The sequence below is a fragment of the Serratia sp. 14-2641 genome (assembly GCF_001692375.1).
Lineage (GTDB): Bacteria > Pseudomonadota > Gammaproteobacteria > Enterobacterales > Enterobacteriaceae > Chania > Chania fonticola_C.
Window position 1 is genome coordinate 52225 of record NZ_LXKR01000022.1, and the last position, 22371, is coordinate 74595.

Below are 22371 nucleotides of genomic sequence, written 5' to 3' on the forward strand. Positions count from 1 at the left end.
GCCAGCAAAGGCTGGCCGCATTCGATCGCACCGGGTTGCCGATTAACGGCGAACGGCGATGGCTTCGATCTCGATTTTCACGTCTTTTGGCAAACGTGCCACTTCAACGCAAGAACGCGCTGGGAACGAGGCGTTGTGCTCGGTGAAGAATGCTTCGTAGGCCGCGTTAACGGTAGCGAAATCGTTGAGATCTTTGACGAAAACGGTGGTTTTAACGATGTCGCCCACTTTCAGGCCTGCGGCTTCCACGATCGCCTTCACGTTTGCCAATGACTGGCGAGCCTGAGCGGCAACGTCATCGGGTACGGCACCGGTTTTTGGATCGACCGGGATCTGGCCGGAGGTGATGATCATGCTGCCCAGGTCAACGCCCTGCACGTAAGGACCAATGGCGGCTGGCGCGAGTTCAGTGCTGATATTACGTGACATTTTTTCTCCTGATATCCTGTTGTTGTTCAAACGGCGAGTCGGCCCGCCGTAAACTCACATGGACGCAGCATGCAGCGCCCTACGACGCACCATTATAAAGGGTACCCGCCAGATTAACAGCGGCATACCCTGGTAAAACGGAGGATTTTAGTCGGTCTGTAGAACCACCTGATGATCGAACTCTTTCTCGCAGTAACGGCACTTGAGGTGCACTTCCCCTGCATGGGATTTGACGCTGAAACTGGAGGCCACCGGTTCGCTGCGGCTGATGCAGTTGCTGTTCGGGCAGGTCAGCACGCCGTCGATATGATCCGGCAGGCTGAGCGTCAGCTTGCGCACTACTTCATAGTTATCGATACGGTTGACCGTAGCCTTGGGCGCGTACATCGCCAACTGGTTGGCCTGCTGCTCGGTCAGGAAGGTGTTCTCGATCTTGATCAAATCCTTGCGGCCCAGCTCTTTGGAGGGCAGGTTCAGGCCGATGGTGATGCGCTGGTCGGTGGCGGTCAGTTTGAACAGCGAGAGCAGCTTAAAGCCGATTTGCGCCGGAATATGGTCGATCACCGTGCCGCACTTGATCGCTTCAACCTGGAGTTTGTTATCGTGAGTCATGACGGTTCCCCCTTAAAGAGCCAAATCTGCGTTTAAAACCAGTGCCAACAGCGCCTGACGGGCGTAAATACCGTTGCCTGCCTGTTGGAAATAGTGGGCATACGGTGTCTTGTCCACCTCAATGGCAATCTCATCAATGCGCGGCAGCGGATGCAGCACCTTCATGTTGTCCCGAGCACCGGCCAAGTCAGAAGCTCGCAGGATGAACTGCGCCTTCACGTTGGCGTATTCGGACGGGTCCAGGCGCTCTTTCTGCACGCGGGTCATATACAGAATATCCAGTTCCGGCACCACTTCTTCAATGCTGTTGTGGCGGCTGTAGGAGATGCCTTTTTCGTCCAGCATCTTCAGGATATAGCTAGGCATTGCCAAAGCGTCTGGCGCGATGAAGAAGAAGTGGTTTCCTTCATATTTTGCCAGCGCCTGGGTGAGTGAGTGCACGGTGCGGCCATATTTCAGGTCACCGACCATGGCGATATTGATATTGCTCAGGCGGCCCTGGGTTTCCTGGATGGTGAACAGATCCAGCAGCGTTTGGGTCGGGTGCTGGTTCGAGCCGTCACCGGCGTTCAACACCGGGATACCGCCAGAGAATTCAGCGGCCAGTCGGGAAGCCCCTTCCTGCGGATGACGCATCACGATGGCATCAACGTAGGTGCTGATCACCGAGATGGTATCGGCCAGCGTTTCGCCCTTTTTGCCGAGGGAGGTGTTGCTGCTGTCGGAGAAGCCGACCACCGAAGCCCCCAGGCGCTGGATCGCGGTCTCAAACGACAGGCGGGTACGCGTAGACGCTTCAAAGAAGCAGCTGGCGATCACCAGGTGTTTGAGCAGCTCCGGCTGCGGGTTAGCTTTCAGGCTGGCGGCGGTGCTGAGCACCAGCTCCAGATCTTCACGGCTGAGATCGTTAATAGAGATGATGTTCTTGCGATACAGCGGATTGGCCATGTTCACTCTCCTCGACTCGGGCCCTTGGCGCGGGGCTTTTCAATGTAATAGCAATGCTTTGGACAAAAAAAAGCCCCTCAACGAGGGGCTTTAAATGATGGTTCATGCAACAGGGGAAATAACGGCAGTTGCCCGCCGATTGGCTGGCGGTTTTGTCGAGTGTGGCGAACAAAACAAAGGTCGTTTTTCATGCTTTCTCCTGGCAAATTGTCGCGCATTATACTCGCGCTTTTTTTCTCTGCAAGGGTAAAAACACCACTTTTTGCGATTTCGCAATCGATTGGCTTGGTGATTACCGCCGCGATCAGAACGCGGTGTCCAACTGTTCGATCACGTTGTACTGGTCGTCGATCAAAAACAGCGTTTTCCATTTATCAAACGTCAGGCACGGATGCGAGGTGGCAAATACCAGAATATCCCCCACCTGAACGTTGCTATCTGCTGGGCAGGTCAGCATGGCGTGTTGGTCCATGATGCCGATAGTGGTTAAGCCCGTGGTGCCGCCTTCCTGCGGCAGACCATTGCGATAATGGGCGACCGGCTGTGGCAGACCGGCATCGAAGGCCGCATCACGCTTGCCAAAGTTTACGATGAGACGGCCCGGTTCCGGCACGGACTGCACCAGCGCCACCAGCTCCAAGGCAGAGGTTAACTCACCGGCCAAATCGCAGGCATAGCTATCGCGCGCCAGCACGGCGTTTTGCGCTTCCTGATAGATACCTTGGTCGTGGGTGATGTAGCAGCCAGGCCTGATCACCACCCGGCAGTTGTCCGGCAGGCTTTCGCTGCCCCAGATGTTGCACACTACGTCGTACCAGGAGGAGCCAGCTCCGGTCAGGATCATCTCTTCCTCGCCAAAACGTTGCTGCTGGTGTAATTCACGCAACAAACCGGCGGCTTCACGCAGGAACAGTTCGATCTTCTGTTGGGCATCAGCACCGTGCATCACTCCCTCATACAACTCGATGCCTCTCAGGCATAAGCCCGGCAGCGTAGAGATCTCCTGCGCCAACTGTTGCGCCTGTGCCACGCTGCGGCAACCGCAACGCCCGCCGGGTACGCCCAGCTCCAGCAGAATATCCAGCGTTTGCCCACGGCCACGGAAAAACTCGTCCAGAGCCAGGGCGTTGCTGAGGCTGTCCACGCAGCAATAAAACGTGGTGGCCGAATGCTGTTCCTTGAGTTCGCTGATTAACTGCATGTTGGCTTTGCCCACCAACTGATTGGCCATCAGCACCCGTGGCAAACCGGCTTCCATTGCCACTTTGGCCTGCCAGGCCGATCCGACGCCAATCGCCCAGGCACCGTGCGCCAGCTGGCGTTGGAAAATCCAGGGTGTCATGGTGGTTTTACCGTGAGGGGCCAGGGAAACGCCGCGCGCATCGGCATAGTTTTGCATCCAGGCCATGTTGTTTTCCAGGCTAGAACGTTTGATGGCGCAGGCCGGTAGGCAGACGTCTTCATGCAGCAGGTTGGCGGTACCGTCCGCAGCCTGGAACATCATGGCCGCTTTGTGGCTGATTGCAGCATTATTTTGGTATTTCATAACATTATCCTTGGCTGTTCTATCTTGTTTTAGATGTTGGTATCTATATTTAACTATATGATTTAAATATAGTATAAAAATTTATTTAGCTATTTTGGGTACAAAGTATCAGTTTTAGATCTGCTTTTTGTGTAGTCTTCCACTGTTTTAGCAGCTTGTAAATGGCAGAATTTAACCACTATGAGGTTGGGTCATGAGTATTGAGATCGACATCATCTCGCGCATTACCGAACGATTTATCGAATTGAGCGGCACGGAAAAGCGCATTGCCCAGTTCATTCTGGACGACGTCGCGGCGGTAACGGCTCTGCCGATTGCCGAGTTCGCCCGGCAGGCAGAGGTCAGCCAGGCTTCGATCACCCGCTTTGCCAAGGCCGTAGGCTGCAAAGACGTGCGTGACCTGAAGGTGAAGCTGGCCCAGTCACTGGCGGTGGGGCAGCGCTTTATTCACGAAGAACCGGATCTGGAAGGTATCCAGGGCATTTATGAAACCATCATCAATGTGCTGAACATCAACCGCCGGGCCATTGATGAATCGGCGTTGGCCAAAGCTGTCGACTGGTTAAGCGGCGCACGCCAAATCCTGGCGATTGGCATGGGCGGTGGCTCCACCATATGCGCGGCTGAAGTGCAACACCGTCTGTTCCGCCTGGGGCTGCCGGTGATTGCTCAGAGCGATGGGTTGTTGGTGCGCATGATGGCCGCTGCGGTCAGCAAGAACGACGTGGTGATCGCGTTGTCGCTGGGGGGTTATACCCAGGAAGTGGTGGAGAGTGCGGCGATCGCCCGGCAATATGGTGCCAAAGTGGTCGCGATTACCCCGCCGGACACGCCGCTGGCCATGCAGGCCGATGTGCTGCTCGGCCTGGTGGTGCGTGAGAATGATTACATTTATAAACCCAGCACCTCGCGCTATGCCATGTTGGCAATGGTGGACGTGCTGGCCACCGAGTTGGCAATGGCGAATAAACGCCAATCCAGGGATCGGCTGCGGCGCATCAAACTGGCGCTAGACAGCCATCGCGGGGGGGCTAATCGGCAACCGTTAGGTGACTAGATGATGTCACCCCTGCGACAACCAGAAGGGCTAAGACGCATGCAGTATCAGTATTTGTTCAAGAATGTCACCGTGGTAGACGGCAGTGGCGGCCCGCAATATCGGGCCGACGTGGCGGTGCAGGGCGATCGCATCGCAGCCATTGCACCCGCGATTAACGCCGAGGCCCAGGTCGTGATCGACGGCACTGGCCGCGTATTGTCGCCAGGGTTTATCGATGTCCACACCCACGATGATACCAACGTGATCCGCATGCCGGAGATGTTGCCCAAAATCTCGCAGGGGGTCACCACGGTGATTGTCGGTAACTGCGGCATCAGTGCGGCGGGGGCGATGATTAACGATCGGGTGCCAGACCCGATGAACCTGCTGGGTGAAAAGGCCCACTTTGTCTACCCGACCGTAGCAGCCTATCGGCAGAAAGTGACCGAGGTTTGCCCTGCGGTAAACGTGGCGACGCTGGTGGGTCACACCATGTTGCGTAATAACCAGATGAGCGATTTGTATCAAGCTGCCAGCCCGCAGGAGATCGACGGCATGCGTGCACAGCTGCGCGTAGCGTTGCAGCAGGGGGCGTTGGGTTTAAGCACCGGTTTGGCCTATGCCACGGCCTTTGCCGCCCCTACCGAAGAGGTGATGGCGCTGGCGGAAGAACTGGCGGCAGAGCAGGGGATCTATACCACCCACCTGCGTTCCGAGTTTGAACCCATTTTAGAAGCGATGGATGAAGCCTTCCGCATCGGCCGCCACGGTAAAGTACCGGTGGTGATTTCCCACCACAAATGCGCCGGTGCCAGCAATTGGGGCCGCACCAAAGAAACGCTGAAGCTGTTTGACCAGGTGCGCCAGAGCCAGGATGTTTCCTGCGACTGTTACCCCTATTCGGCCAGCTCATCGACGCTGGATATGAAACAGATCACCGATGAGTTTGCGATCAATATCACCTGGTCAGAGCCGCATCCGGAAATGGCGGGCAAGTCGCTACAGGAGATTGCCCAACTTTGGCAGACGGATATCCACAGCGCAGGTAAACGTCTGATGCCAGCCGGGGCGATCTACTACAACATGGACGAGCAGGATGTGCGGCGGGTGCTAAGCTACCCGGTCACCATGGTCGGTTCGGATGGTTTGCCCAACGATCCGATGCCGCATCCCCGCCTGTGGGGGGCCTTTCCGCGAGTGTTGGGATATTACTGCCGTGAGCAAGGGCTGTTTCCGCTGACGATGGCGGTGCACAAGATGAGCGGGATGTCGGCGGCCCGTTACCAATTGCCGTTGCGCGGCTTGGTTAAAGCCGGTTATTACGCCGATCTGGTCTTGTTTGATGCGGATAAAGTGAAAGACAGCGCGACGTTCAGCCAGCCGCAGCAGCCCGCCGAGGGGATTGAGGCGGTGTGGGTGAACGGCGTGAAAAGTTATGAGCGGCAGGCCGTAACTGGCCAGCGTGCCGGGCGGTTTATCTGCCGCCAAGGTAAATAGATTGCTATTGATAAGGAGAACACATGACGATTAAACGCTACGGCGCAGCAGGCGCTACCGGCACCGGTGGACAACACCTGCCCTTTTCCCGTGCGGTAGAAGCCGGTGGCTGGTTGTATATTTCCGGCCAGACGCCGATGAAAAACGGTGAAGTGGTTGAAGGCGGCATTGTCGATCAGTCGCGGTTAGCGATCCAAAACTGCCTGGATATCATGGTTGAGGCCGGTTATGAGCTGAAAGACGTGGTTCACGTAAAGGTGATCCTGACCGACGCGCGTTATTTCCAGTCGTTCAATAAAGTGTTCAGCGAATTCTTTGCTGAGCATCCACCAGCACGTATTTGTGCCGTGGCCGATCTGGTGGTGGATTGTAAAGTTGAAGTGGATATTACCTGTTATAACGCTGCACGCATCAACAAATAATAGTCCTTCTAAAAAATAAATATATAGGGTGGTTTAGCCACCCTAATAACAAATGCCTGATATATATCAGGTGACGGAACGCTATTTCTCTAATTTTATTTTACCAGTACCCTACACTGACAGGACGTGAGCGATGAATAATTTATCTTTCCTTATATGGTTTGCCGTCTATGCCCTGGCCATGATTATTCTTGGCTGGTATGTTTCACGCCACCAAAAAAACGGTGATGATTTCCTGCTGGGCGGCCGCTCTTTGCCGATGTTTCTGACGCTGGGTTCAACGGTGGGGACCATGGTTGGTACGGGCTCCAGCGTAGGTGCAGTGGGCTTCGGCTATCTCAACGGTTGGGCCGGGATGCTCTACGGTATTGGCGGGGCGATTGGCATCTTATTGGTTGCCTGGCTGTTTGCACCGGTCAGGAAAATGCGCTTTATGACCATGAGTGAAGAGATCTCTTATTATACCGGCGGCAGTAAAATAGTTAAAAACGTGGTGGCTTTGCTGATATTTGTCGCCTCCATTGGTTGGCTGGGTGCCCATATTTTAGGGGGCGGATTGTATTTGGCTTGGGCCAGCGGGATTGATATTAACGTTGCTAAAGTGATTATTGCCTTGGCCTTCGTGGTTTATGTGGGGATTGGAGGCTATTCTGCCGTGGTATGGATCGATACGGTGCAGTCGATTGTATTATTCCTCGGTTTTATTTTAATGGCGGTGCTGGCGGTGCAACACGTTGGCGGTTGGGAAAATATTAAACAGGCGGTTGACCCTGCGGCACAAAGCCTGTTTGCCATCGATAAGCTGGGTATTTTGCCTGCGTTCTCCCTGGCATTGGTGATCGGCGTGGGCGTGCTGGCCACGCCTTCCTATCGTCAGCGCATCTACTCGGCCAAGACCGTTTCTTCTGTGCGTCAGTCATTTACCATTACCGGCATCCTGTATCTGTTCTTCTCCTTCTTGCCTGCCATCATCGGCATGGCGGTCTGGACGATGAACCCGAATCTGGAAAACAGCGGTTTTGCCTTCCTGTTTGGCACTCAGGTGCTGCCTCACGTTATCGCTATGGCGATCCTGGTGGCAGGGATGTCGGCGAATATGTCGTCTGGCAGCTCAGATGCCATCGCAGGGGTCTCTATTATCCTGCGCGATCTCTATACCTTGTTTACCGGGCGTATGCCGCAAGAGCAGCACGCGATCCGTCTTTCTCGCATCTTCCTGGTGCTGGTGATCGCTTTGGCGTTGGTGTTTGCCCTGACTTCTAACGACATCATTGGCTATATCACCAAGATGATCTCAATGATCATGTCTGGCCTGTTTATCTGCTCGATCCTCGGGCGTTTCTGGCACCGCTTTAACTGGCAAGGCGCGATTGCCGCACTGATCGGCGGAGCGGCCACCTCGATGACGGTGTTGATGAACAGCAGTTGGCTGGCCTTCTGGGGCAACCCTTGCTTCCCATCCGTGATGTTCAGCCTGCTCGCCGCCGTGGTGGTCACGCTGCTGACCCCAGCCAATCAAATGAGCCGCGAGGAAGCGCTGGACATGATCACCCGTGAGCGGGAAAACCGCCCAGCCATCAAGATTCCATTAGGCAAAAAACCGGTGGTCGCCCGCGACTGATGACTTGCTACGTAGGGGCGCTGCATGCTGCGCCCGTTAAGATAACCCGTAATTCGTGGACCAGAGGTACAGCATGAAGGCCGATTATATCGCCGTTGATTGGGGCTCCAGCCAGCTACGCGCCTGGCGGATAGAAAACGGAGAGTGCACGGCACGGCAGAGCACCCCGCAAGGGATCAAGTTTGTGGGGAACGGGCAGCACGAGGCGGTGTTGCGAACGCTGCTGGCACCCTGGTGGGAGTGGATTGTGGCGCAGCAGGCGCCGGTATTGATGGCGGGAATGATTGGCAGCGACAGCGGTTGGCTGGACAGCGGCTATCAGGCCTTGCCATTGGAGATAAATGCAATTGCTGAGGGATGCATCCCGGTGCCCACATCGTTGCCCATTAAGCTGTGGCTAAGACCCGGCCTGGCGTTGCGCCACAAAGAGCGGGCCAACGTGATGCGCGGTGAAGAGGTGCAACTATTAGGCGCTATGGCCTGCTTACAGGTGGATATCTATCTGTTCCCCGGCACCCACAGCAAATGGGTGAAACCACTGCGTAGTGAAGCGGCAATCACCATCGAAAGCTTTAGCACGGCGATGACTGGCGAGCTCTACCAACTGTTGTTACAGCACAGCCTTTTAGGTAAAGGGCTGCCAAGTGAAGGGGCGTTTGATTCATCGGCATTTAGCCAGGGTGTGGAAGAGACGCTGCAAAGCAACGAAGGGCTGATTAATCGCCTGTTCTATGCCCGTTCGCGCCGTCTCCTGGGCTATATGGCGCCGGAAGCGGTGGCCTCGTGGCTTTCGGGGGCGCTGATTGGCGAAGAACTGGCGCAACTGGCCCGCCACTGGCCAACCAGCAGCACCTTGGCGCTGGTGGGGGATGCCCCGCTGACCGGCCATTATCTTACCGCCTGCCAATTAGCAGGGCGTCAGGCCACGGTAATCGATGCGCAAACCGCAATGTTGAACGGATTCAGGAGGATTTATGCAGCCTTATAAATTGCCACTGGTGGCGATATTACGTGGGATCACCCCAGAAGAGGTGCTGGAACATGCCAGCGGCCTGCTCGCCGCCGGGTTTGAGATGATTGAAGTGCCGACCAACTCGCCGCGCTGGCAGGAAAGCGTGGAGTTATTACAGCGGCATTATGGCAGCAAGGCGCATATCGGGGCTGGAACGGTGATTGATGACGCTAAGCTGGATGCGTTAATTGCCAGCGGCGCGCCGCTGATGGTAACGCCGAACACCAATCCGATGCTGATCAGCCGTGCTAAAGCGGCTGGATTGACTACCTGCATAGGTGCTATGACGCCCAGCGAAGTATTTGCCGCCTTGGAGGCTGGAGCGGATATCGTGAAGGTGTTCCCTGCGGCAATTATGGGTGTGGCCTATGTACGCGCATTGGTGAGCGTGCTGCCTAAAACGACCCAGCTGTATGCGGTAGGTGGCATCACCCCGGATAACCTGGCTGAGTATTTGGCGGCAGGGTATCGCGGGGCGGGATTGGGATCGGATTTGTATCGGGCGGGCCAAACGGCGGAGGAAACCCTGCAAAAGGCTCAGCGTTTTGCCGCCGCCTGGCGTGCTGCTAGCGCTTAATCCCGCATATGCTCACCGGCCTGTAAGGCAGACCGGTTGTAATGCTGCACGATGTGGCCGTTCTCCATCAGGGCGGCGCGTTCGGACATATGAGCAATCACGTCACCGTCATGGCTGACCAGCAAGTAGGTCATGCCATGCTCGCGTTTCAGGTGGTTGAGCAGGTTGAGGATCTCCGCCTGCACCGACATATCCAGCGCCGAGGTGGGTTCATCCAAGAGCAGCAGCTTAGGCCGCAACAGCAGGGCACGGGCGATAGCGACGCGCTGGCGTTGGCCGCCGGAAAGCTGGTGGGGATAGCGCTGTGCCGTGGCCGCGCTCAGCCCTACCTGCCGCAAGGCTTCGTCGATCCGCGCCGTAATGTGTTTCTCACCGTGGATCTTCAACGGTTCACCCAGCGTACGGGCAATCTGATGCTGCGGATGTAACGAAGCATAGGGATCTTGAAACACCATCTGCACGTCGCGGCGTAATTGGCCGGTGAAGCGTTGCTGTGGTTGCAGAGGCTGGCCGAGCAAGCGTATTTCTCCACGCCATTCACGTTGCAAACCTGCCAGCACGCGCAGCACGGTGGATTTGCCACAGCCGGAAGCGCCAATCAGGCTGAAGGTTTCCCCCGCCTCAACGCCAAAGCTCACTGACTCCACGGCGATCTTATGGCCGTTGCCCTGCGGGAAGCTGACCTGCAAATTTTCAATGTCAATCAGCGCCATGTTCGCTCCGGGTAAAATCGATGCTGCGATCCAGCACCGGCAGATCCTGGCCGTAGGTGCTGGCATTGGGTCGGCAGGCCCACAGCGTGCGGGTGTAAGGATGGGTGGCTAGCGGCAGGTTGGCCGCGATCCCCTGATCCACCAGCTTGCCCTGATACATCACCAATACCCGGTCGCAACGTTCGGCCACCAGCGGCAGATCGTGGCTGATCAGCAACAGCCCCATGTTACGCCGCGTGGTTTGTTCGACGATCAGATCGAGGATCTGATTACGTAATCTGGCATCCAGCGCCGAGGTTGGCTCATCGGCGATCAGCAGTTGCGGATCGTTGACCAGCGCAATCGCCAACATCGCGCGTTGCCCCATACCGCCGGAAAGCTGGCCGGGGTAGCTGTGATAGAGGCTCTCCGGCAAGCCGACGGCGGCCAGTGAGTTCAGCACCCGCTCATGGCGATCGGCCCGGGTTAGTGCGTTGTGCAGTACCAGGGATTCTTCGATCTGCTTACCGATGCTGCGCACCGGATTCAATGCGTAGCGCGGATCTTGCAGCACCATGGCGATTTTGGCGCCGCGTACCTCGTTCCATTGACGTGGCTGAAGCTTCAGTAAATCTGTCTCACGATAGTGCAGCTTATCGGCGGTGACGATGCCCGGCTTACGTACCAGCCCCATCAGGGCGCGGGCGGTCATGGATTTGCCGGAACCTGATTCCCCCACCAGCGCCAATTTCTCCCGGCCAATGCTGAAAGAAAGGCTATCCACCACCTTGTGGCCGTTAAATTCGATATTCAGGTTCTGTGCAGTCAGCAGTGGTTCAGTCATGATGCGGATCCAATAAGTCGCGCAGGCCGTCGCCCAGCAGGTTAAACGCCAGGCTGCTGATCAGGATCGCACAGCCAGGGATCGCTGCGATCCACCACTGATCGAAGATCACCTGCATCCCGTCGGCTACCATCGATCCCCATTCCGCCATCGGCGGTCGGGCACCTAGCCCCAGGAATCCCAGACCGGCGGCGGCCAGAATAATCCCCGCCAGATCCAATGCTAGCCGGACGACGGCAGAAGGCAGGCACATGGGCAGAATATGGCCCCATAGCAGGCGCGGCCCCTGAATGCCCATCATCTCGGCGGCGGCCAGGTAGTCGCTTTTACGCAGTAGTTGGATCTCGGCTCTGGCCTGGCGGGCATAGGCGGGCCAGGTGGTGAGCGCCAACGCCAGCGCGCCATTAACCAGCCCAGGGCCGAGCATCGCCACAAAGGCGAAGGCCAGGATCAGCCGTGGCATCGACATGACCACGTCGGTAAAGCGCATCAGCACGCGCTCCAGCCAGCCGCCGTAATAGCCGGATAGCACGCCAATCAGCAGGCCGAGCGGCAGGGTGATGGCCGTGACCAGCAGCACCAGCCCAAGGGTTGGGCGGGTGCCGTAAATCAGGCGGGAAAGGACGTCGCGGCCATAGCTGTCGGTGCCAAACCAGTGGCCAGCTCCCGGCGGTAATAGGCGGTTGGCAGCGTTCTGCCAGTTGGGATCGACCGGTGCCAACCAAGGCGCAAACAGCGCTATCAGCACCAGTAACAGCAGGATGGTGGCTCCGCAGGTGGCGGAAGGTGAGCGTTTAAGCAGCGTCATGGTCATTGGCGCGCCCTCGGATCGAGCATACGCACCAGCAGGTCGGTGAGATTGTTGATAATCACAAAGCACAGGCCGATCAGCAGCGTGCCGCCCATGATGGCGGTGGTGTCTCCGGCAAACAGCGCGGTGGTCAGATAGCGGCCAATGCCCGGCCAGGAGAACACGGTTTCGGTCAGAACCGCTCCCTCCAGCATGCTGGTATAGGCAAGCGCGATCACCGTCAGCAGGGTGCCGCTGATGTTGGGCAGCACGTGGCGGAACATGATGCGCATTTCGCTGGCCCCTTTGGCACGCGCCAGGGTGATGTACTCTTTATTCAATTCGCTCAAGCAGGCGGAGCGGGTCAGGCGGGTAATGCTGGCCAACGAATAATAGGCCAGCAGGCAAACCGGCAGCACCAGGTGTGCCAACGCATTGCGTACGGCCCCCGCATCGCCGGAAAGCCAGGTGTCGATCAGCGCGAAGCCGGTTTTGGCCTCGACGGTGTATTGGTAGATATCGTCCAACCGCCCCGGCCCGGCGCTCCACTGTAGTTTGGCGTAGAACAGCAACAGCATCAGCAGCCCCAGCCAGAAGATGGGCACCGAATTGCCAAGCAGGGTAATAAAGCGCACGCCGATGTCCAGCTTGCTGCCGGCAAAACGCGCGCACAATACACCAGCCAGCACGCCGAGCGGGGCTCCAATCACCAACGACAGCGTGGCCAATTCCAACGTGGCCGGGAAGGCATGCAGCAGATCCTGCAATACCGGTTGGCCGGTGGCGCTGGCGGTGCCGAGATCGCCATGGGCCAGCCGCTCCAGATAGTGCCAGAACTGCACCGGCAACGAGCGATCCAGGCCGAGCTGCTGTTTTACCTGCTCATAGGTGGCGGCGCTGGCGTGATCGCCGACGATCTGCAACACGCGATCCACCGGCGACAGGGCAGACAGCAGGAAGGTGATCAACAACAGGCCGAACAGGGTCAGCGCCAGCGTGAGCAGCCCCTGCGCCAATCCCCAAAGACGACGCCGGGAACGGCTTCCCGGCGTAGATTTTATTGCTACCGACATGGCAATCCTGATTATTTGCTAACGCGATCGTAATAGACCATATCTGCATTCAGGCCCTGTTGATAGCCTTTGACGTTATCGCGCAGCACCACCTGCGTTTTGGCCTGATCGATAAACACATACGGTGAACTGCGCTGCAATTCCTGTTGCATAGCGGTATAGAGCGCAGTGCGTTTGGCCGGATCGGCCTCTGCGACCGCTGCCAGCGTTTGTTTGCTTAGCTCAGGGATCTGCCAACTGTTCAGCCCGGCTACCGTGCTGCTTTTGCCGTCGTTATAGGCGAAAGCGCTGGCATTGGAGTGCGCATCGAAGTAATCCGGGATCCACAGGCGGATCGCCGCCTGATGCTGCTTGGCGCGTACGCGGGCATAGACCTGGCTACCGGCGGCAGGCAACAGATCGAGCTTCACGCCACCTTGGGCAAAGCTGGCCTGTAACGACTGGGCGATGGTGATAAACGGCGGTTTGTTTTCCACGTCCAGCGTCAGGCTGGCGTTGGTGATCCCGGCTTTTTCCAGGATCGCCTTGGCCTTGGCCGGATCGAAGCTGAACGGGTTATCCTCCAGCGCCCCCGGCAGGCCGACGGGCAGGAAACTCTGATGGACGAAGTATTGCCCTTTCAGCAGATCTTTGGTGATGCCCTGATAATCCACCAGATAGCGAGCCGCTTCCCAGAAGGCCGGGTTCTTCAGCAGCGGGTTGGCGGTATTACCGGTGTTGAACACCAGATAGTTTTGCTCGGCGGAAGGGATTTCCAGCACCTTCACACCCGCCTGGCTTTTCAGCGCGGCGGTTTGATCCGGGCCGAGTTCACGCGCCACGTCGGCATCCCCTTGCTGGATCAGCAGGCGGCGCGCGCTTGGGTCTGGCACGTTCTTGATAATGATATTGCTCAGCAGTGGCTTATCGCCCGGTGAGGTTGGGTTGGCGTCCAGCACGATCGCCTGATGTGGCTGGTAAACCCGCATCTTGAACGGGCCGCTGCCCGCAGAGTGCATCTTCAACCAGGCGTTGCCGAAGTCATCACCCTTCACGTTAGGCTGCACGGCTTTGCTGTCGACGATTGAGGCGATCGGCGTCGAGAGGATATTCAGGGCAACCGCCGGGCTGACGTCTGCCGTCCAGCTCAGTTGCACGGTATGCTCGTCGATCTTTTTCAGCTGTTGTTCGATATTGTCCGGCTGCCAGCCGAGCACGTTGAGGATAAACGCCGGTGACTTGTTCATCTTCACTGCGCGGGTATAAGAGAAAATCACGTCGTCTGCAGTCAACGGGTTACCGGAGGAAAACGCTGCCTGTGGGCGCAGCTTGACCGTCAGGGTCTTGGCGGCGGCATCATCCTGCCAACTTTCCGCCAGCACCGGGATCACCTTGGCCGGATTGTCACGATCGGCCTGCACCAGACGCTGATAGAGGCTGGGGACGGTCTGGATGCTGGAAAGCTCATTGGCCTCTGCCGGATCCAGGCTGACGATATCGTCCAGTGACTGCACCACTACCAGCGTATTTGGCGGCGTGGCAGCCAGTGCGGTCGTGGAGAGGGCGGCAAGAATAAACAGCGGCAAGACTTTGGCTTTCATAGACGTTTTCCCTTAAATGTGCCGGTAAACCAGAACGGAGAAGAGGTTGTTCTCATTAGTTTTTTACGGCATTTCTGCCGCCAGAATGCCACGGTAGAACGTTGGTAAAAAACAGGCAAAGGCCAAGAAGTTATTTGATATGACGAAAAAGACTATAGAACTAGAAAGAGGGATTAACCAGAAGAAACCCTTCTATGAGAAGGGTTTTTTGAGAGGGTGATTTACAAGGTTTTGCTTAACGTGGCGACCATCACCGCCTTAATGGTGTGCAGGCGGTTCTCTGCCTGATCAAACACGATGCTGTGCTCTGACTCGAACACCTCGTTGGTCACTTCCATACCGCCGTGCATGCCGTACTGTTCGGCCATCTGTTTACCCAGCGTGGTTTGATCGTCGTGGAATGCTGGCAGGCAGTGCAGGAATTTCACCTGTGGGTTGCCGGTCAGTTTCACCATCGCCATATTCACCTGATACGGCCTGAGCAGGGCAATCCGCTCCTGCCAGACTTCTTTGGCTTCCCCCATCGAGACCCAAACGTCGGTATACAGGAAATCGGCACCCTGTACGCCTTCGGCAATATCTTCCGTCAGGGTAATTTTGCCGCCGGTCTGCTGTGCGAGAGCCTGGCATTCTGCAACCAGCTCGGCCTGCGGCCAACAGGCCTTCGGCGCGACCAACCGCAGATCCATGCCTACCAACGCGGCGGCTTCCAGCAGGGTATTGCCCATATTGTTACGTGCATCGCCAATGTAGGCGAATTTCACCTCGCTCAACGCTTTCCCTGGCAGATGTTCACGCACGGTGAGCAGATCTGCCAGCAACTGAGTTGGGTGGAACTCGTTGGTCAGGCCATTCCACACTGGCACACCAGCGTGTTCTGCCAAGGTTTCCACCAGGCACTGGCCAAAACCACGATATTGAATACCGTCGTACATCCGGCCCAGCACGCGGGCGGTGTCTTTCATCGACTCTTTATGGCCGATCTGGCTGCCGCTTGGGCCAAGATAGGTCACCTGAGCGCCCTGATCGAATGCGGCAACTTCGAAAGAGCATCGGGTACGGGTGGAGTCTTTTTCGAAGATGAGCGCAATGTTCTTGCCTTGTAGATGGCGGGTTTCCTGGCCTTGCTTCTTGGCCTGCTTCAAATCGGCGGCCAACTGCAACAAGGACTGGATCTCACTGGGGGTAAAATCCATTAATCTCAAAAAGTGACGACTGTAGAACGGGTTCATCTGGCTCATCTCCGTAAATCCCTATCGTTTTGATTGAATTTAAATTCACTTTATATGTATGAATATTCAATTTCAACCCCGAAGCAGAAATCTTTCACGTTTATCGTGGCAGCGGTGACAGCGGTGTGTGAAAATAGAAGTAACGAAGCCCATTTTATTGAGGATAGAGGCATGGCAAACCGCGAATTGCTGGAAGAACAACGTGAAGAAACCCGCCTGATCATCGAAGAACTGCTGGAAGACGGCAGCGATCCGGATGCGCTCTACACTATCGAGCACCATTTCTCTGCCGAAAAGTTTGAAGTTCTGGAGCAGGCCGCCGTGGAAGCCTTCAAGTTGGGCTACGAAGTGACCGATGCCGAAGAGCTGGAAGTGGAAGATGGCTCCATGGTGATGTGCTGTGACGTGATCAGCGAAGTTGCGCTGAATGCCGAGCTGATCGACAGCCAGGTAGAACAACTGGTGGCACTGGCAGAAAAATGCGGTGTCAATTACGACGGTTGGGGCACCTACTATGAAGATCCGAACGGTGAAGAAGGCGACGACGATGAAGAAGACGGCGACTTTATCGATGAAGACGACGACGGCAAACGTCATTAATTAAATCCTGCGGGCTGGCGCAAGCTGGCCCCTGATAGAACCCGATGAAATACCAATCTCTGTTATCCCCGATTTTAAACTTCCTGCACTGTGAAACCCCGGATGGCTGGATCGAAGTGGCCCGCCGCCCGGAAAACCTGCCCCTGTTGCTGACCGACCACCTGGTATGCGAGCTGAAAGCGGCGCAGACCGGCATGTGGCTGATCCGCCGCTACGTGGCCGATAAAGAGAGTGGTGATGCCCTGCTGGCACTGCTCAGGCCCTATGAGGCGTTTGTGCATGAGGCGCAGGAAGTGCCGGAAGAGCTGTTCCGCCAGAGCGCGTTTACCAGGAAGATCCTGCCGAAGAATGGCTCGGCCTATGGCCAGGATTTGGTCGACAAGATGGTGTTGCTGATCAAAGAGGAGTTGCATCACTTCTCGCAGGTGCTGGAGATCATGCAGGCCCGGCAGATCCCTTATAGAAAGATCACCGCCAGCCGCTATGCCAAAAGCATGATTCGCGAGGTGCGTACTCACGACCCGGCCACTCTGATCGATAAGCTGATCTGCGGCGCGTATATCGAGGCCCGCTCCTGCGAACGCTTCGCCAAGCTGGCCCCGTTCCTGGACGATGAGCTGAACCGGTTTTATGTTTCGCTACTGCGTTCCGAAGCCCGCCATTATCAGGATTACCTGACGCTGGCAGAGCAGATCGCCGGCGGCGATATCAGCGAACGCGTGGCGTTTTTTGGCCAGTTGGAGGCGGAGCTGATCCGCTCACCGGACACCGAGTTCCGCTTCCACAGCGGCGTGCCGGTGGCGTAAAATCTCACAATCCGGCCCTTCCCACCTAGAGGCGAGGCCGGTCAGATTACTACCGAAAATCGGAGTACAACTGCTGGCCACGGTAGCCAATGCGTTGTGAGAGCTCCAGGGCAGTGTCAGAGATCATTTGCCCCAATGTGGCGATTTTCTCGGGTTGCTGGTTAATTTTGTTAAACAGGCTGGCGACGCTGATAGCGGCGTAGACCTTGCCCCGAAAGTTATAGACTGGAGCGGCAAGGCAGAACACCTCAGCATTATGTTCGCGATCGTCAACGGCGTAACCCTGCTGGCGTGCCTGATTTAAAATTGCGAAAAATTTCGCTTCATCAGTCACGGTATATGGCGTGATGGCTTGCAACCCACCGGTGCGGGCCAGAATGGTTTTTACCTCATCGTCAGGCAAGGTTGCCAAGATCGCTTTACCCAGCCCGGTGCAGTACAGCGGGTTGTTCGAACCAATTCTGGCGGAGGTTCTGACGGAGTTGGGGCTTTCCACTTTATCGAAATAAACCAACTCATCGTTATTGAGCAACGCCAGAAACACGGTTTCCCCCGCGATTTCGGCGAGCTTTTCAAGCATCGCATGTGCGACGTTGTGGAAAGGCGTTTGCTCTAGGTAACAGGCTCCTGTCTGGAACAGTTTTACGCCCAGCTTAAACGATTTCTGCTTTTCGTTGGCTTGCTCCAGATAACCTTTATCGAGCAGGGTGTAGAGAATATCAAAGGTAGTGCTCTTGGGGATGCCCAGTTGCTTGCTGATTTCGGTAATGGTCAGTTCGTTTTTGCTTGCTGCGACCAACTCCAGCATATCCAACGCCCGGGCAACCGAACGATTTATCTTTTCAGACACGGGCTTACCTCACCGTTATTGTTATAGCTGGCAGTATAACGAGGTAGCGAGGGTGAATACAGATCTGCTAAATAATAACCAAGCTACGGCTATTCACCGTAGCTTGTCTGTCCTGATTTCAGGACCGTTTTCCCTCATGAAACGCCTGGATAAAGGCTTGTGCTTGTTGGGTGATTGCCGCCCAGTTGCCTGCTTCGATCCATTGTTTATTAGTCAGTGCGCTCCCCACCCCCATCGCAAACGCACCAGCCTTGGCAAATTCGCGGGTATTTTCAAGCGTAATCCCGCCAACCGGGATCATCGATAGGTTATCCAACGGCCCTAACACCTCTTTCATATAATCAACGCCGAGGCTGTTGGCTGGGAACAGTTTTAACAAATCTACCCCCAGGCGGCAGGCCTGCAAAATCTCTGAGGGGGTCATCACCGCAGGGATCATCAGGCGTTGCTTTTCGTGCACCATCATCACCACATCGGGGTTGAAATCGGGGGAGAGGACAAAATCGGCACCGGCGTCCAGCACCAGCTGTGCCATTACCGGGTTTAATACCGTCCCCGCGCCTACACACATTCTGTTTCCCATCTCCTGCTTAAGCGCACTGATGCTTTCCAGGTGCCGGGTCGAGTTACAAGTGACCTCAATGACTCGAATGCCGCCGTCATACAGTGCATTGGCGAGGGGGATAATGCCCTCGGGCGCGACGCCGCGAACGATGGCAATCATGCCGGTTTCTTCTATGGCGCGAATCACGCGTTGTTTAATCATGGATAACCTCTTGGGAAATATCAGGGAGCGGGCTCCCCGATGACATCAATCCGTTACGGTCACCGGTTCTTTGACGATGAACCAATAACACAGTGCAGCACAGGCTGCGATAATCCCACCGCTGACAAATGCCAGGGTGTAAGAGCCAGTGACATCGGCAATCAGCCCGGTCACCAGCGGTGATAACGATCCGGCAAAATAACCACCGAAGTTCTGGATGCTGCCAACCGAGGCCACCATGGACGCCGGGGCGACATCGCCAGGCAATGCCCAACCAGTTGCAGAAAGTGAAGAGAGCAGCGCCATGGCAATCACCAGCAAGGTCAGAGTGGCAGCCAGGCTATCCACCATTGGTACCGCAATAACAGCGACGCCGGCCAGCAGTGCCGAGACGCTGATGGTGACGCGTTTGGCTTTTAAGGATTCGGTGAAAATCTGTTTATCCACCAGCCACTTGGAGATGTAACCACCGGCAATGGCGCCGACAATCCCACCGAAATAGGGAATACTGGCGTAGATGCCTAATTCCTTGAACTGGATATTTTGGGTTTTCATTAAATAGAGCGGTAAGAATGTGGTGAAAATATTCATCATCCACACATAACAGAACCAACCTAAAATCATTCCCCAGATACAGCGATATTTAAACAGACCGCCCCAGCTGATTTTTTCAGCGTCTCCCGTCAGTTTTTGTGCTGTGCCGCCGCCGCCTTCTTTAATATAGTCCAGCTCTTCTTTGGTAATGTTTGGGTGCTGCTCTGGCTGGTGATAGGCGAAGATGAAAAACACTACGAAAAGAAAACCTATTGCCCCAGCAATATAAAACAGTGCACGCCAGCCGAATGGCACAATGATAGCGACCAGGATCGGCGGAGCGATGGCTGGCCCCCATTTGGACGCGGCATCCCAGAACCCGGTTGCCAACGCACGTTCACTTTTGGGGAACCATGAGGCGGTGATTTTCGCCGCTCCCGGCCAGCATGGGGCTTCGGTGATCCCCAACAGTCCACGGGCAAAAATCAGCGTCACCATACTGCTACAAGCACCGGTAAGCATGGTGGCACCGCTCCATAAGCCGACGGCCCAACCGTACACTTTTTTCGGGCCGAAGCGGTCAACCAGCCAACCAGCAGGGAGTTGGCAAAGCGCGTAGATCAGCGCAAAGACCGAGCCCAGCAATCCGATATCCGTATTCGATAATTCAAGTTCTTTCATCATGTCGGGCGCAGCAATGGAGAGGCTGGCACGATCGAGGTAGTTGACAATACCGCCAATCAATAAGAGGAATACAACAAACCAGCGCTTATTTCCTCGTTTTTTTGTTATAACTTTTTCATTAACGATGGTGTTCATAATCAGACCTTTTAATTTTGTGTAGGATACAAAGGAATTAAATAATCTGTCGGTGGTGAGCCAGGGCAAATAATCCAGAACTGGAAAGTGAACGATCTACCGATGCCAGGGTTACTTCCCCGTTAAACCACGGGTCATTTTTAATGAGGGTAGCGAAAGCGAATTTAAGCGTGTCTTTGCCGCATACTATGACGTGAGTATCCGGGGTAACCGTAAAGGCCTCGCTATTTTTGACCGCCTGTAGGTCATCTTGTAGCACGGCCCCTAACAGGACATTGGCTTTCTGGTTGAGCGTAAGTTGGCTGAACATATCCAGAACGCGTACAGAGAAACAAGTGCGGGACAAGCCCGTTTGCCGACATTGGTTCGCCCCTTGCAGCAGGGCTGGGGCTTCAATCTCCTGGGCGAATTGCCGATCCAGGGAGTTAGCGAGGATCGTATGCCGGGTAATCACGTCCAGCAGTTCACCCCCGAGTGTTGTGACACAACCTTCAATGCGGTCCTGCGCATCTATCTTGACGAATTTAGAGTGCGAACCCGGCAGCACGATCAGCGCCGGGCCGTGGATGTCCAGGCTGGCGAGTACACCGATAGCTTCCGTCTCTTCGCCACGCATCATGTCCATCTGCTCGGCATTACCCAGCGTGACGGCAGAATCATGATTGCGAACTCCTGGTACAAACCAGATGGGTTCCTCGGCGATTTCTGGCAGATTGGCGCAGACCATGCCTTGAGCCAGTTCGCCAAGCCCGGCAGGCGCCAACAAATGCGGAATTTCGCATAATCCCACGTTGGAGGTGATCATACCCGATGACAGGTAAACCACGCGTTCAGCCGCTGGTATCGCGGCCAGATTTTTGGCTTCCTGAACGGCTTCGCGTACACCATCCATTAGCGTTGCAGTACTGCCAGAGATGGCGGTATCGCGTACGCCGATGGGGCGTGCCGCTTCAGCCAACAGCCGTTCGTCTTGCCAGGCACATACCCTGGTGTTGGTGGTGCCGGTATCGATAGTGATTATATACATGTCATTCTCGTTATTATTATCAGCGTAGGGTGCGGAGTGTATTAGCAATAGCGCTGGCGCCAGTTATCGCTAATAAATCTATTTGCTGTTCGTCGGAAATTATTCGCTGTGGGCTATCTATTTTTAACTGCTGTCGAATAACGTGCTGGTAAATCTCACAACGTTTCGCATGGCCAATTAAAAATATCTCGCCATGGAAATTAAACCCCTGGTGTTGGGCACGGGTAAAAACCTTGATATCGTCACCTGCCATGGCGCTTTCAAGGAACAGTTTGCGTTGCGGCGCTGTGGTCGGAAGCGCGAATTGTAAGAATCGGCTCATTAATATTGTGCGTAATAAACCACTCTCCTGCACGGCCTGGCAGGCGGCATCAATAATTTGCGGCTCTATTTTTGCCTGCGTCTCTTCTTCTGGCGTAGTGGCAACACTGGCTGCGACAAAGGTCTGCTTTAGGATTGCTGCATACACCTGGCCGCTTAAGGAGGTAATACTGCCGGCAATTTTCCCCTGTTGATTAATCGAAATCAGTTTGGTGGTGGAACCCAGCTCGATCAGGATACAGGGGAGCTTGGGCTGATAGCCCAACAGCAACCCGACAGCCTGAGTCTCTTCACCTCGCATCAGATCAATACCGCTGAGATTTTCCCATGAGGGGGCCGTCTGGTTACGAACGCCAGGGATCAGCATGACGGGAATATCCAACGCTAGGAGCTCATTGGCAGCAAATGGCACAGTATGCTGTGCCAATTCGTCAATCCCGACCGGTGCAACCAGATGGGGAACCTCATGCAAACCCAGGTTTGACGTGATCATGCCTGAGGCAATAATAAAGGTGATGTCCTGCTGAGCCTTACCGTTTCTTGCCAATAATTCCGTTACGCCTCGCACCATCTCCTGACGTAATAGATTATTACTTCCATGAGTGACGGTGGAGTTTACCCCTTCGCCGATCGTAATCTTGTCAATAATCTTATTGTCGGTGAATGCCAGCAGATAAATACGTGTCGTGGACGAACCTGAATCAATGACAATAAACATGCTCACTCCTTTAAAT

23 protein-coding genes are annotated in these 22371 nt (G+C 55.6%); 8 read left to right on the top strand and 15 right to left on the bottom strand.

Annotation, left to right across the window (positions count from 1 at the left end):
- Positions 1–42: 42 nt before the first annotated feature.
- The 4 genes from ridA to A6U95_RS09600 form a co-directional block, all read right to left on the bottom strand.
- The gene (ridA, locus tag A6U95_RS09585) at positions 43–429 is read right to left on the bottom strand and encodes a 2-iminobutanoate/2-iminopropanoate deaminase (RefSeq protein ID WP_021179099.1); all 387 of its coding nucleotides are present in this window, start codon (positions 427–429) and stop codon (positions 43–45) included.
- A 147-nt stretch (positions 430–576) separates the two neighbouring features.
- A complete protein-coding gene (gene pyrI, locus A6U95_RS09590; protein WP_021807800.1) occupies positions 577–1041 on the bottom strand; it encodes an aspartate carbamoyltransferase regulatory subunit in 465 nt (154 codons plus the stop codon).
- A gap of 12 nt (positions 1042–1053) precedes the next feature.
- The gene (gene pyrB / locus A6U95_RS09595; protein WP_024483414.1) at positions 1054–1989 is read right to left on the bottom strand and encodes an aspartate carbamoyltransferase; all 936 of its coding nucleotides are present in this window, start codon (positions 1987–1989) and stop codon (positions 1054–1056) included.
- Positions 1990–2293: 304 nt separating this feature from the next.
- Entirely contained in the window at positions 2294–3535 is a 1242-nt protein-coding gene (locus A6U95_RS09600) for an amino acid deaminase (protein ID WP_065684304.1), read from the bottom strand.
- A 193-nt stretch (positions 3536–3728) separates the two neighbouring features.
- Here A6U95_RS09600 and A6U95_RS09605 point away from each other — a divergent pair, with 193 nt between their 5' ends.
- The 6 genes from A6U95_RS09605 to A6U95_RS09630 all read left to right on the top strand — a co-directional run bounded on the left by A6U95_RS09605 (position 3729) and on the right by A6U95_RS09630 (position 9703).
- Complete coding sequence (locus A6U95_RS09605) at positions 3729–4592, top strand: MurR/RpiR family transcriptional regulator (RefSeq protein ID WP_065684305.1); 864 nt, start codon at positions 3729–3731, stop codon at positions 4590–4592.
- A 39-nt stretch (positions 4593–4631) separates the two neighbouring features.
- The gene (locus A6U95_RS09610) at positions 4632–6071 is read left to right on the top strand and encodes a D-aminoacylase (protein ID WP_065684306.1); all 1440 of its coding nucleotides are present in this window, start codon (positions 4632–4634) and stop codon (positions 6069–6071) included.
- Positions 6072–6094: 23 nt separating this feature from the next.
- Positions 6095–6493 (top strand): RidA family protein, encoded by a 399-nt coding sequence (locus tag A6U95_RS09615; protein WP_065684307.1) that lies wholly within the window; start codon positions 6095–6097, stop codon positions 6491–6493.
- A 133-nt stretch (positions 6494–6626) separates the two neighbouring features.
- Complete coding sequence (locus A6U95_RS09620; RefSeq protein WP_065684308.1) at positions 6627–8114, top strand: sodium:solute symporter family protein; 1488 nt, start codon at positions 6627–6629, stop codon at positions 8112–8114.
- 73 nt (positions 8115–8187) lie between these two features.
- Positions 8188–9102 carry a 2-dehydro-3-deoxygalactonokinase gene (locus tag A6U95_RS09625; protein WP_065684309.1) on the top strand — a complete coding sequence of 305 codons (915 nt, stop codon included), beginning with the start codon at positions 8188–8190 and terminating at the stop codon, positions 9100–9102.
- Positions 9089–9703, top strand: coding sequence for a 2-dehydro-3-deoxy-6-phosphogalactonate aldolase (locus A6U95_RS09630; RefSeq protein ID WP_065684310.1), 615 nt, complete (start codon positions 9089–9091; stop codon positions 9701–9703). The genes A6U95_RS09625 and A6U95_RS09630 overlap by 14 nt, the downstream gene beginning before the upstream one ends.
- Here A6U95_RS09630 and A6U95_RS09635 read toward each other — a convergent pair.
- From A6U95_RS09635 to argF, 6 genes are all read right to left on the bottom strand, one after another.
- Positions 9700–10416 (bottom strand): ABC transporter ATP-binding protein, encoded by a 717-nt coding sequence (locus tag A6U95_RS09635; RefSeq protein WP_065684311.1) that lies wholly within the window; start codon positions 10414–10416, stop codon positions 9700–9702. The genes A6U95_RS09630 and A6U95_RS09635 overlap by 4 nt on opposite strands.
- Positions 10403–11239 (bottom strand): ABC transporter ATP-binding protein, encoded by an 837-nt coding sequence (locus A6U95_RS09640; RefSeq protein WP_065684312.1) that lies wholly within the window; start codon positions 11237–11239, stop codon positions 10403–10405. The genes A6U95_RS09635 and A6U95_RS09640 overlap by 14 nt, the downstream gene beginning before the upstream one ends.
- A complete protein-coding gene (locus tag A6U95_RS09645; protein WP_198927292.1) occupies positions 11232–12047 on the bottom strand; it encodes an ABC transporter permease in 816 nt (271 codons plus the stop codon). Before A6U95_RS09645 ends, A6U95_RS09640 begins: the two co-directional genes overlap by 8 nt.
- 2 nt (positions 12048–12049) lie before the next feature.
- A complete protein-coding gene (locus A6U95_RS09650) occupies positions 12050–13102 on the bottom strand; it encodes an ABC transporter permease (RefSeq protein WP_065684314.1) in 1053 nt (350 codons plus the stop codon).
- Between the two features lie 11 nt (positions 13103–13113).
- Positions 13114–14682 carry an ABC transporter substrate-binding protein gene (locus tag A6U95_RS09655; RefSeq protein WP_024529419.1) on the bottom strand — a complete coding sequence of 523 codons (1569 nt, stop codon included), beginning with the start codon at positions 14680–14682 and terminating at the stop codon, positions 13114–13116.
- A gap of 221 nt (positions 14683–14903) precedes the next feature.
- Positions 14904–15923 (bottom strand): ornithine carbamoyltransferase, encoded by a 1020-nt coding sequence (gene argF, locus A6U95_RS09660; RefSeq protein ID WP_024485837.1) that lies wholly within the window; start codon positions 15921–15923, stop codon positions 14904–14906.
- A gap of 162 nt (positions 15924–16085) precedes the next feature.
- Between argF and rraB the strand changes: the two genes are divergently transcribed.
- A complete protein-coding gene (rraB, locus tag A6U95_RS09665) occupies positions 16086–16514 on the top strand; it encodes a ribonuclease E inhibitor RraB (RefSeq protein WP_024529417.1) in 429 nt (142 codons plus the stop codon).
- A gap of 44 nt (positions 16515–16558) precedes the next feature.
- Positions 16559–17320 carry a tRNA isopentenyl-2-thiomethyl-A-37 hydroxylase MiaE gene (gene miaE, locus A6U95_RS09670; RefSeq protein WP_065684315.1) on the top strand — a complete coding sequence of 254 codons (762 nt, stop codon included), beginning with the start codon at positions 16559–16561 and terminating at the stop codon, positions 17318–17320.
- A 49-nt stretch (positions 17321–17369) separates the two neighbouring features.
- On the opposite strand, the gene A6U95_RS09675 is transcribed toward miaE, so the two are convergent.
- From A6U95_RS09675 to A6U95_RS09695, 5 genes are all read right to left on the bottom strand, one after another.
- Positions 17370–18170 carry an IclR family transcriptional regulator gene (locus tag A6U95_RS09675; protein ID WP_065684316.1) on the bottom strand — a complete coding sequence of 267 codons (801 nt, stop codon included), beginning with the start codon at positions 18168–18170 and terminating at the stop codon, positions 17370–17372.
- 118 nt (positions 18171–18288) lie between these two features.
- Positions 18289–18936, bottom strand: coding sequence for a bifunctional 4-hydroxy-2-oxoglutarate aldolase/2-dehydro-3-deoxy-phosphogluconate aldolase (locus A6U95_RS09680; RefSeq protein ID WP_065684317.1), 648 nt, complete (start codon positions 18934–18936; stop codon positions 18289–18291).
- Between the two features lie 45 nt (positions 18937–18981).
- Positions 18982–20289 carry an MFS transporter gene (locus tag A6U95_RS09685; protein ID WP_065684318.1) on the bottom strand — a complete coding sequence of 436 codons (1308 nt, stop codon included), beginning with the start codon at positions 20287–20289 and terminating at the stop codon, positions 18982–18984.
- A gap of 37 nt (positions 20290–20326) precedes the next feature.
- Positions 20327–21316: a 2-dehydro-3-deoxygalactonokinase gene (locus A6U95_RS09690; RefSeq protein WP_065684319.1), complete on the bottom strand. Its 990-nt coding sequence runs from the start codon at positions 21314–21316 to the stop codon at positions 20327–20329.
- Between the two features lie 19 nt (positions 21317–21335).
- Positions 21336–22355, bottom strand: coding sequence for a 2-dehydro-3-deoxygalactonokinase (locus A6U95_RS09695; RefSeq protein ID WP_065684320.1), 1020 nt, complete (start codon positions 22353–22355; stop codon positions 21336–21338).
- Positions 22356–22371 lie beyond the last annotated feature (16 nt).

Coding starts and splice junctions, on each gene's coding strand:
- ridA (WP_021179099.1), bottom strand. CDS start 429: ATGTCACGTAATATCAGCACTGAACTCGCGCCAGCCGCCATTGGTCCT.
- pyrI (WP_021807800.1), bottom strand. CDS start 1,041: ATGACTCACGATAACAAACTCCAGGTTGAAGCGATCAAGTGCGGCACG.
- pyrB (WP_024483414.1), bottom strand. CDS start 1,989: ATGGCCAATCCGCTGTATCGCAAGAACATCATCTCTATTAACGATCTC.
- A6U95_RS09600 (WP_065684304.1), bottom strand. CDS start 3,535: ATGAAATACCAAAATAATGCTGCAATCAGCCACAAAGCGGCCATGATG.
- A6U95_RS09605 (WP_065684305.1), top strand. CDS start 3,729: ATGAGTATTGAGATCGACATCATCTCGCGCATTACCGAACGATTTATC.
- A6U95_RS09610 (WP_065684306.1), top strand. CDS start 4,632: ATGCAGTATCAGTATTTGTTCAAGAATGTCACCGTGGTAGACGGCAGT.
- A6U95_RS09615 (WP_065684307.1), top strand. CDS start 6,095: ATGACGATTAAACGCTACGGCGCAGCAGGCGCTACCGGCACCGGTGGA.
- A6U95_RS09620 (WP_065684308.1), top strand. CDS start 6,627: ATGAATAATTTATCTTTCCTTATATGGTTTGCCGTCTATGCCCTGGCC.
- A6U95_RS09625 (WP_065684309.1), top strand. CDS start 8,188: ATGAAGGCCGATTATATCGCCGTTGATTGGGGCTCCAGCCAGCTACGC.
- A6U95_RS09630 (WP_065684310.1), top strand. CDS start 9,089: ATGCAGCCTTATAAATTGCCACTGGTGGCGATATTACGTGGGATCACC.
- A6U95_RS09635 (WP_065684311.1), bottom strand. CDS start 10,416: ATGGCGCTGATTGACATTGAAAATTTGCAGGTCAGCTTCCCGCAGGGC.
- A6U95_RS09640 (WP_065684312.1), bottom strand. CDS start 11,239: ATGACTGAACCACTGCTGACTGCACAGAACCTGAATATCGAATTTAAC.
- A6U95_RS09645 (WP_198927292.1), bottom strand. CDS start 12,047: ATGACGCTGCTTAAACGCTCACCTTCCGCCACCTGCGGAGCCACCATC.
- A6U95_RS09650 (WP_065684314.1), bottom strand. CDS start 13,102: ATGTCGGTAGCAATAAAATCTACGCCGGGAAGCCGTTCCCGGCGTCGT.
- A6U95_RS09655 (WP_024529419.1), bottom strand. CDS start 14,682: ATGAAAGCCAAAGTCTTGCCGCTGTTTATTCTTGCCGCCCTCTCCACG.
- argF (WP_024485837.1), bottom strand. CDS start 15,923: ATGAGCCAGATGAACCCGTTCTACAGTCGTCACTTTTTGAGATTAATG.
- rraB (WP_024529417.1), top strand. CDS start 16,086: ATGGCAAACCGCGAATTGCTGGAAGAACAACGTGAAGAAACCCGCCTG.
- miaE (WP_065684315.1), top strand. CDS start 16,559: ATGAAATACCAATCTCTGTTATCCCCGATTTTAAACTTCCTGCACTGT.
- A6U95_RS09680 (WP_065684317.1), bottom strand. CDS start 18,936: ATGATTAAACAACGCGTGATTCGCGCCATAGAAGAAACCGGCATGATT.
- A6U95_RS09685 (WP_065684318.1), bottom strand. CDS start 20,289: ATGAACACCATCGTTAATGAAAAAGTTATAACAAAAAAACGAGGAAAT.
- A6U95_RS09690 (WP_065684319.1), bottom strand. CDS start 21,316: ATGTATATAATCACTATCGATACCGGCACCACCAACACCAGGGTATGT.
- A6U95_RS09695 (WP_065684320.1), bottom strand. CDS start 22,355: ATGTTTATTGTCATTGATTCAGGTTCGTCCACGACACGTATTTATCTG.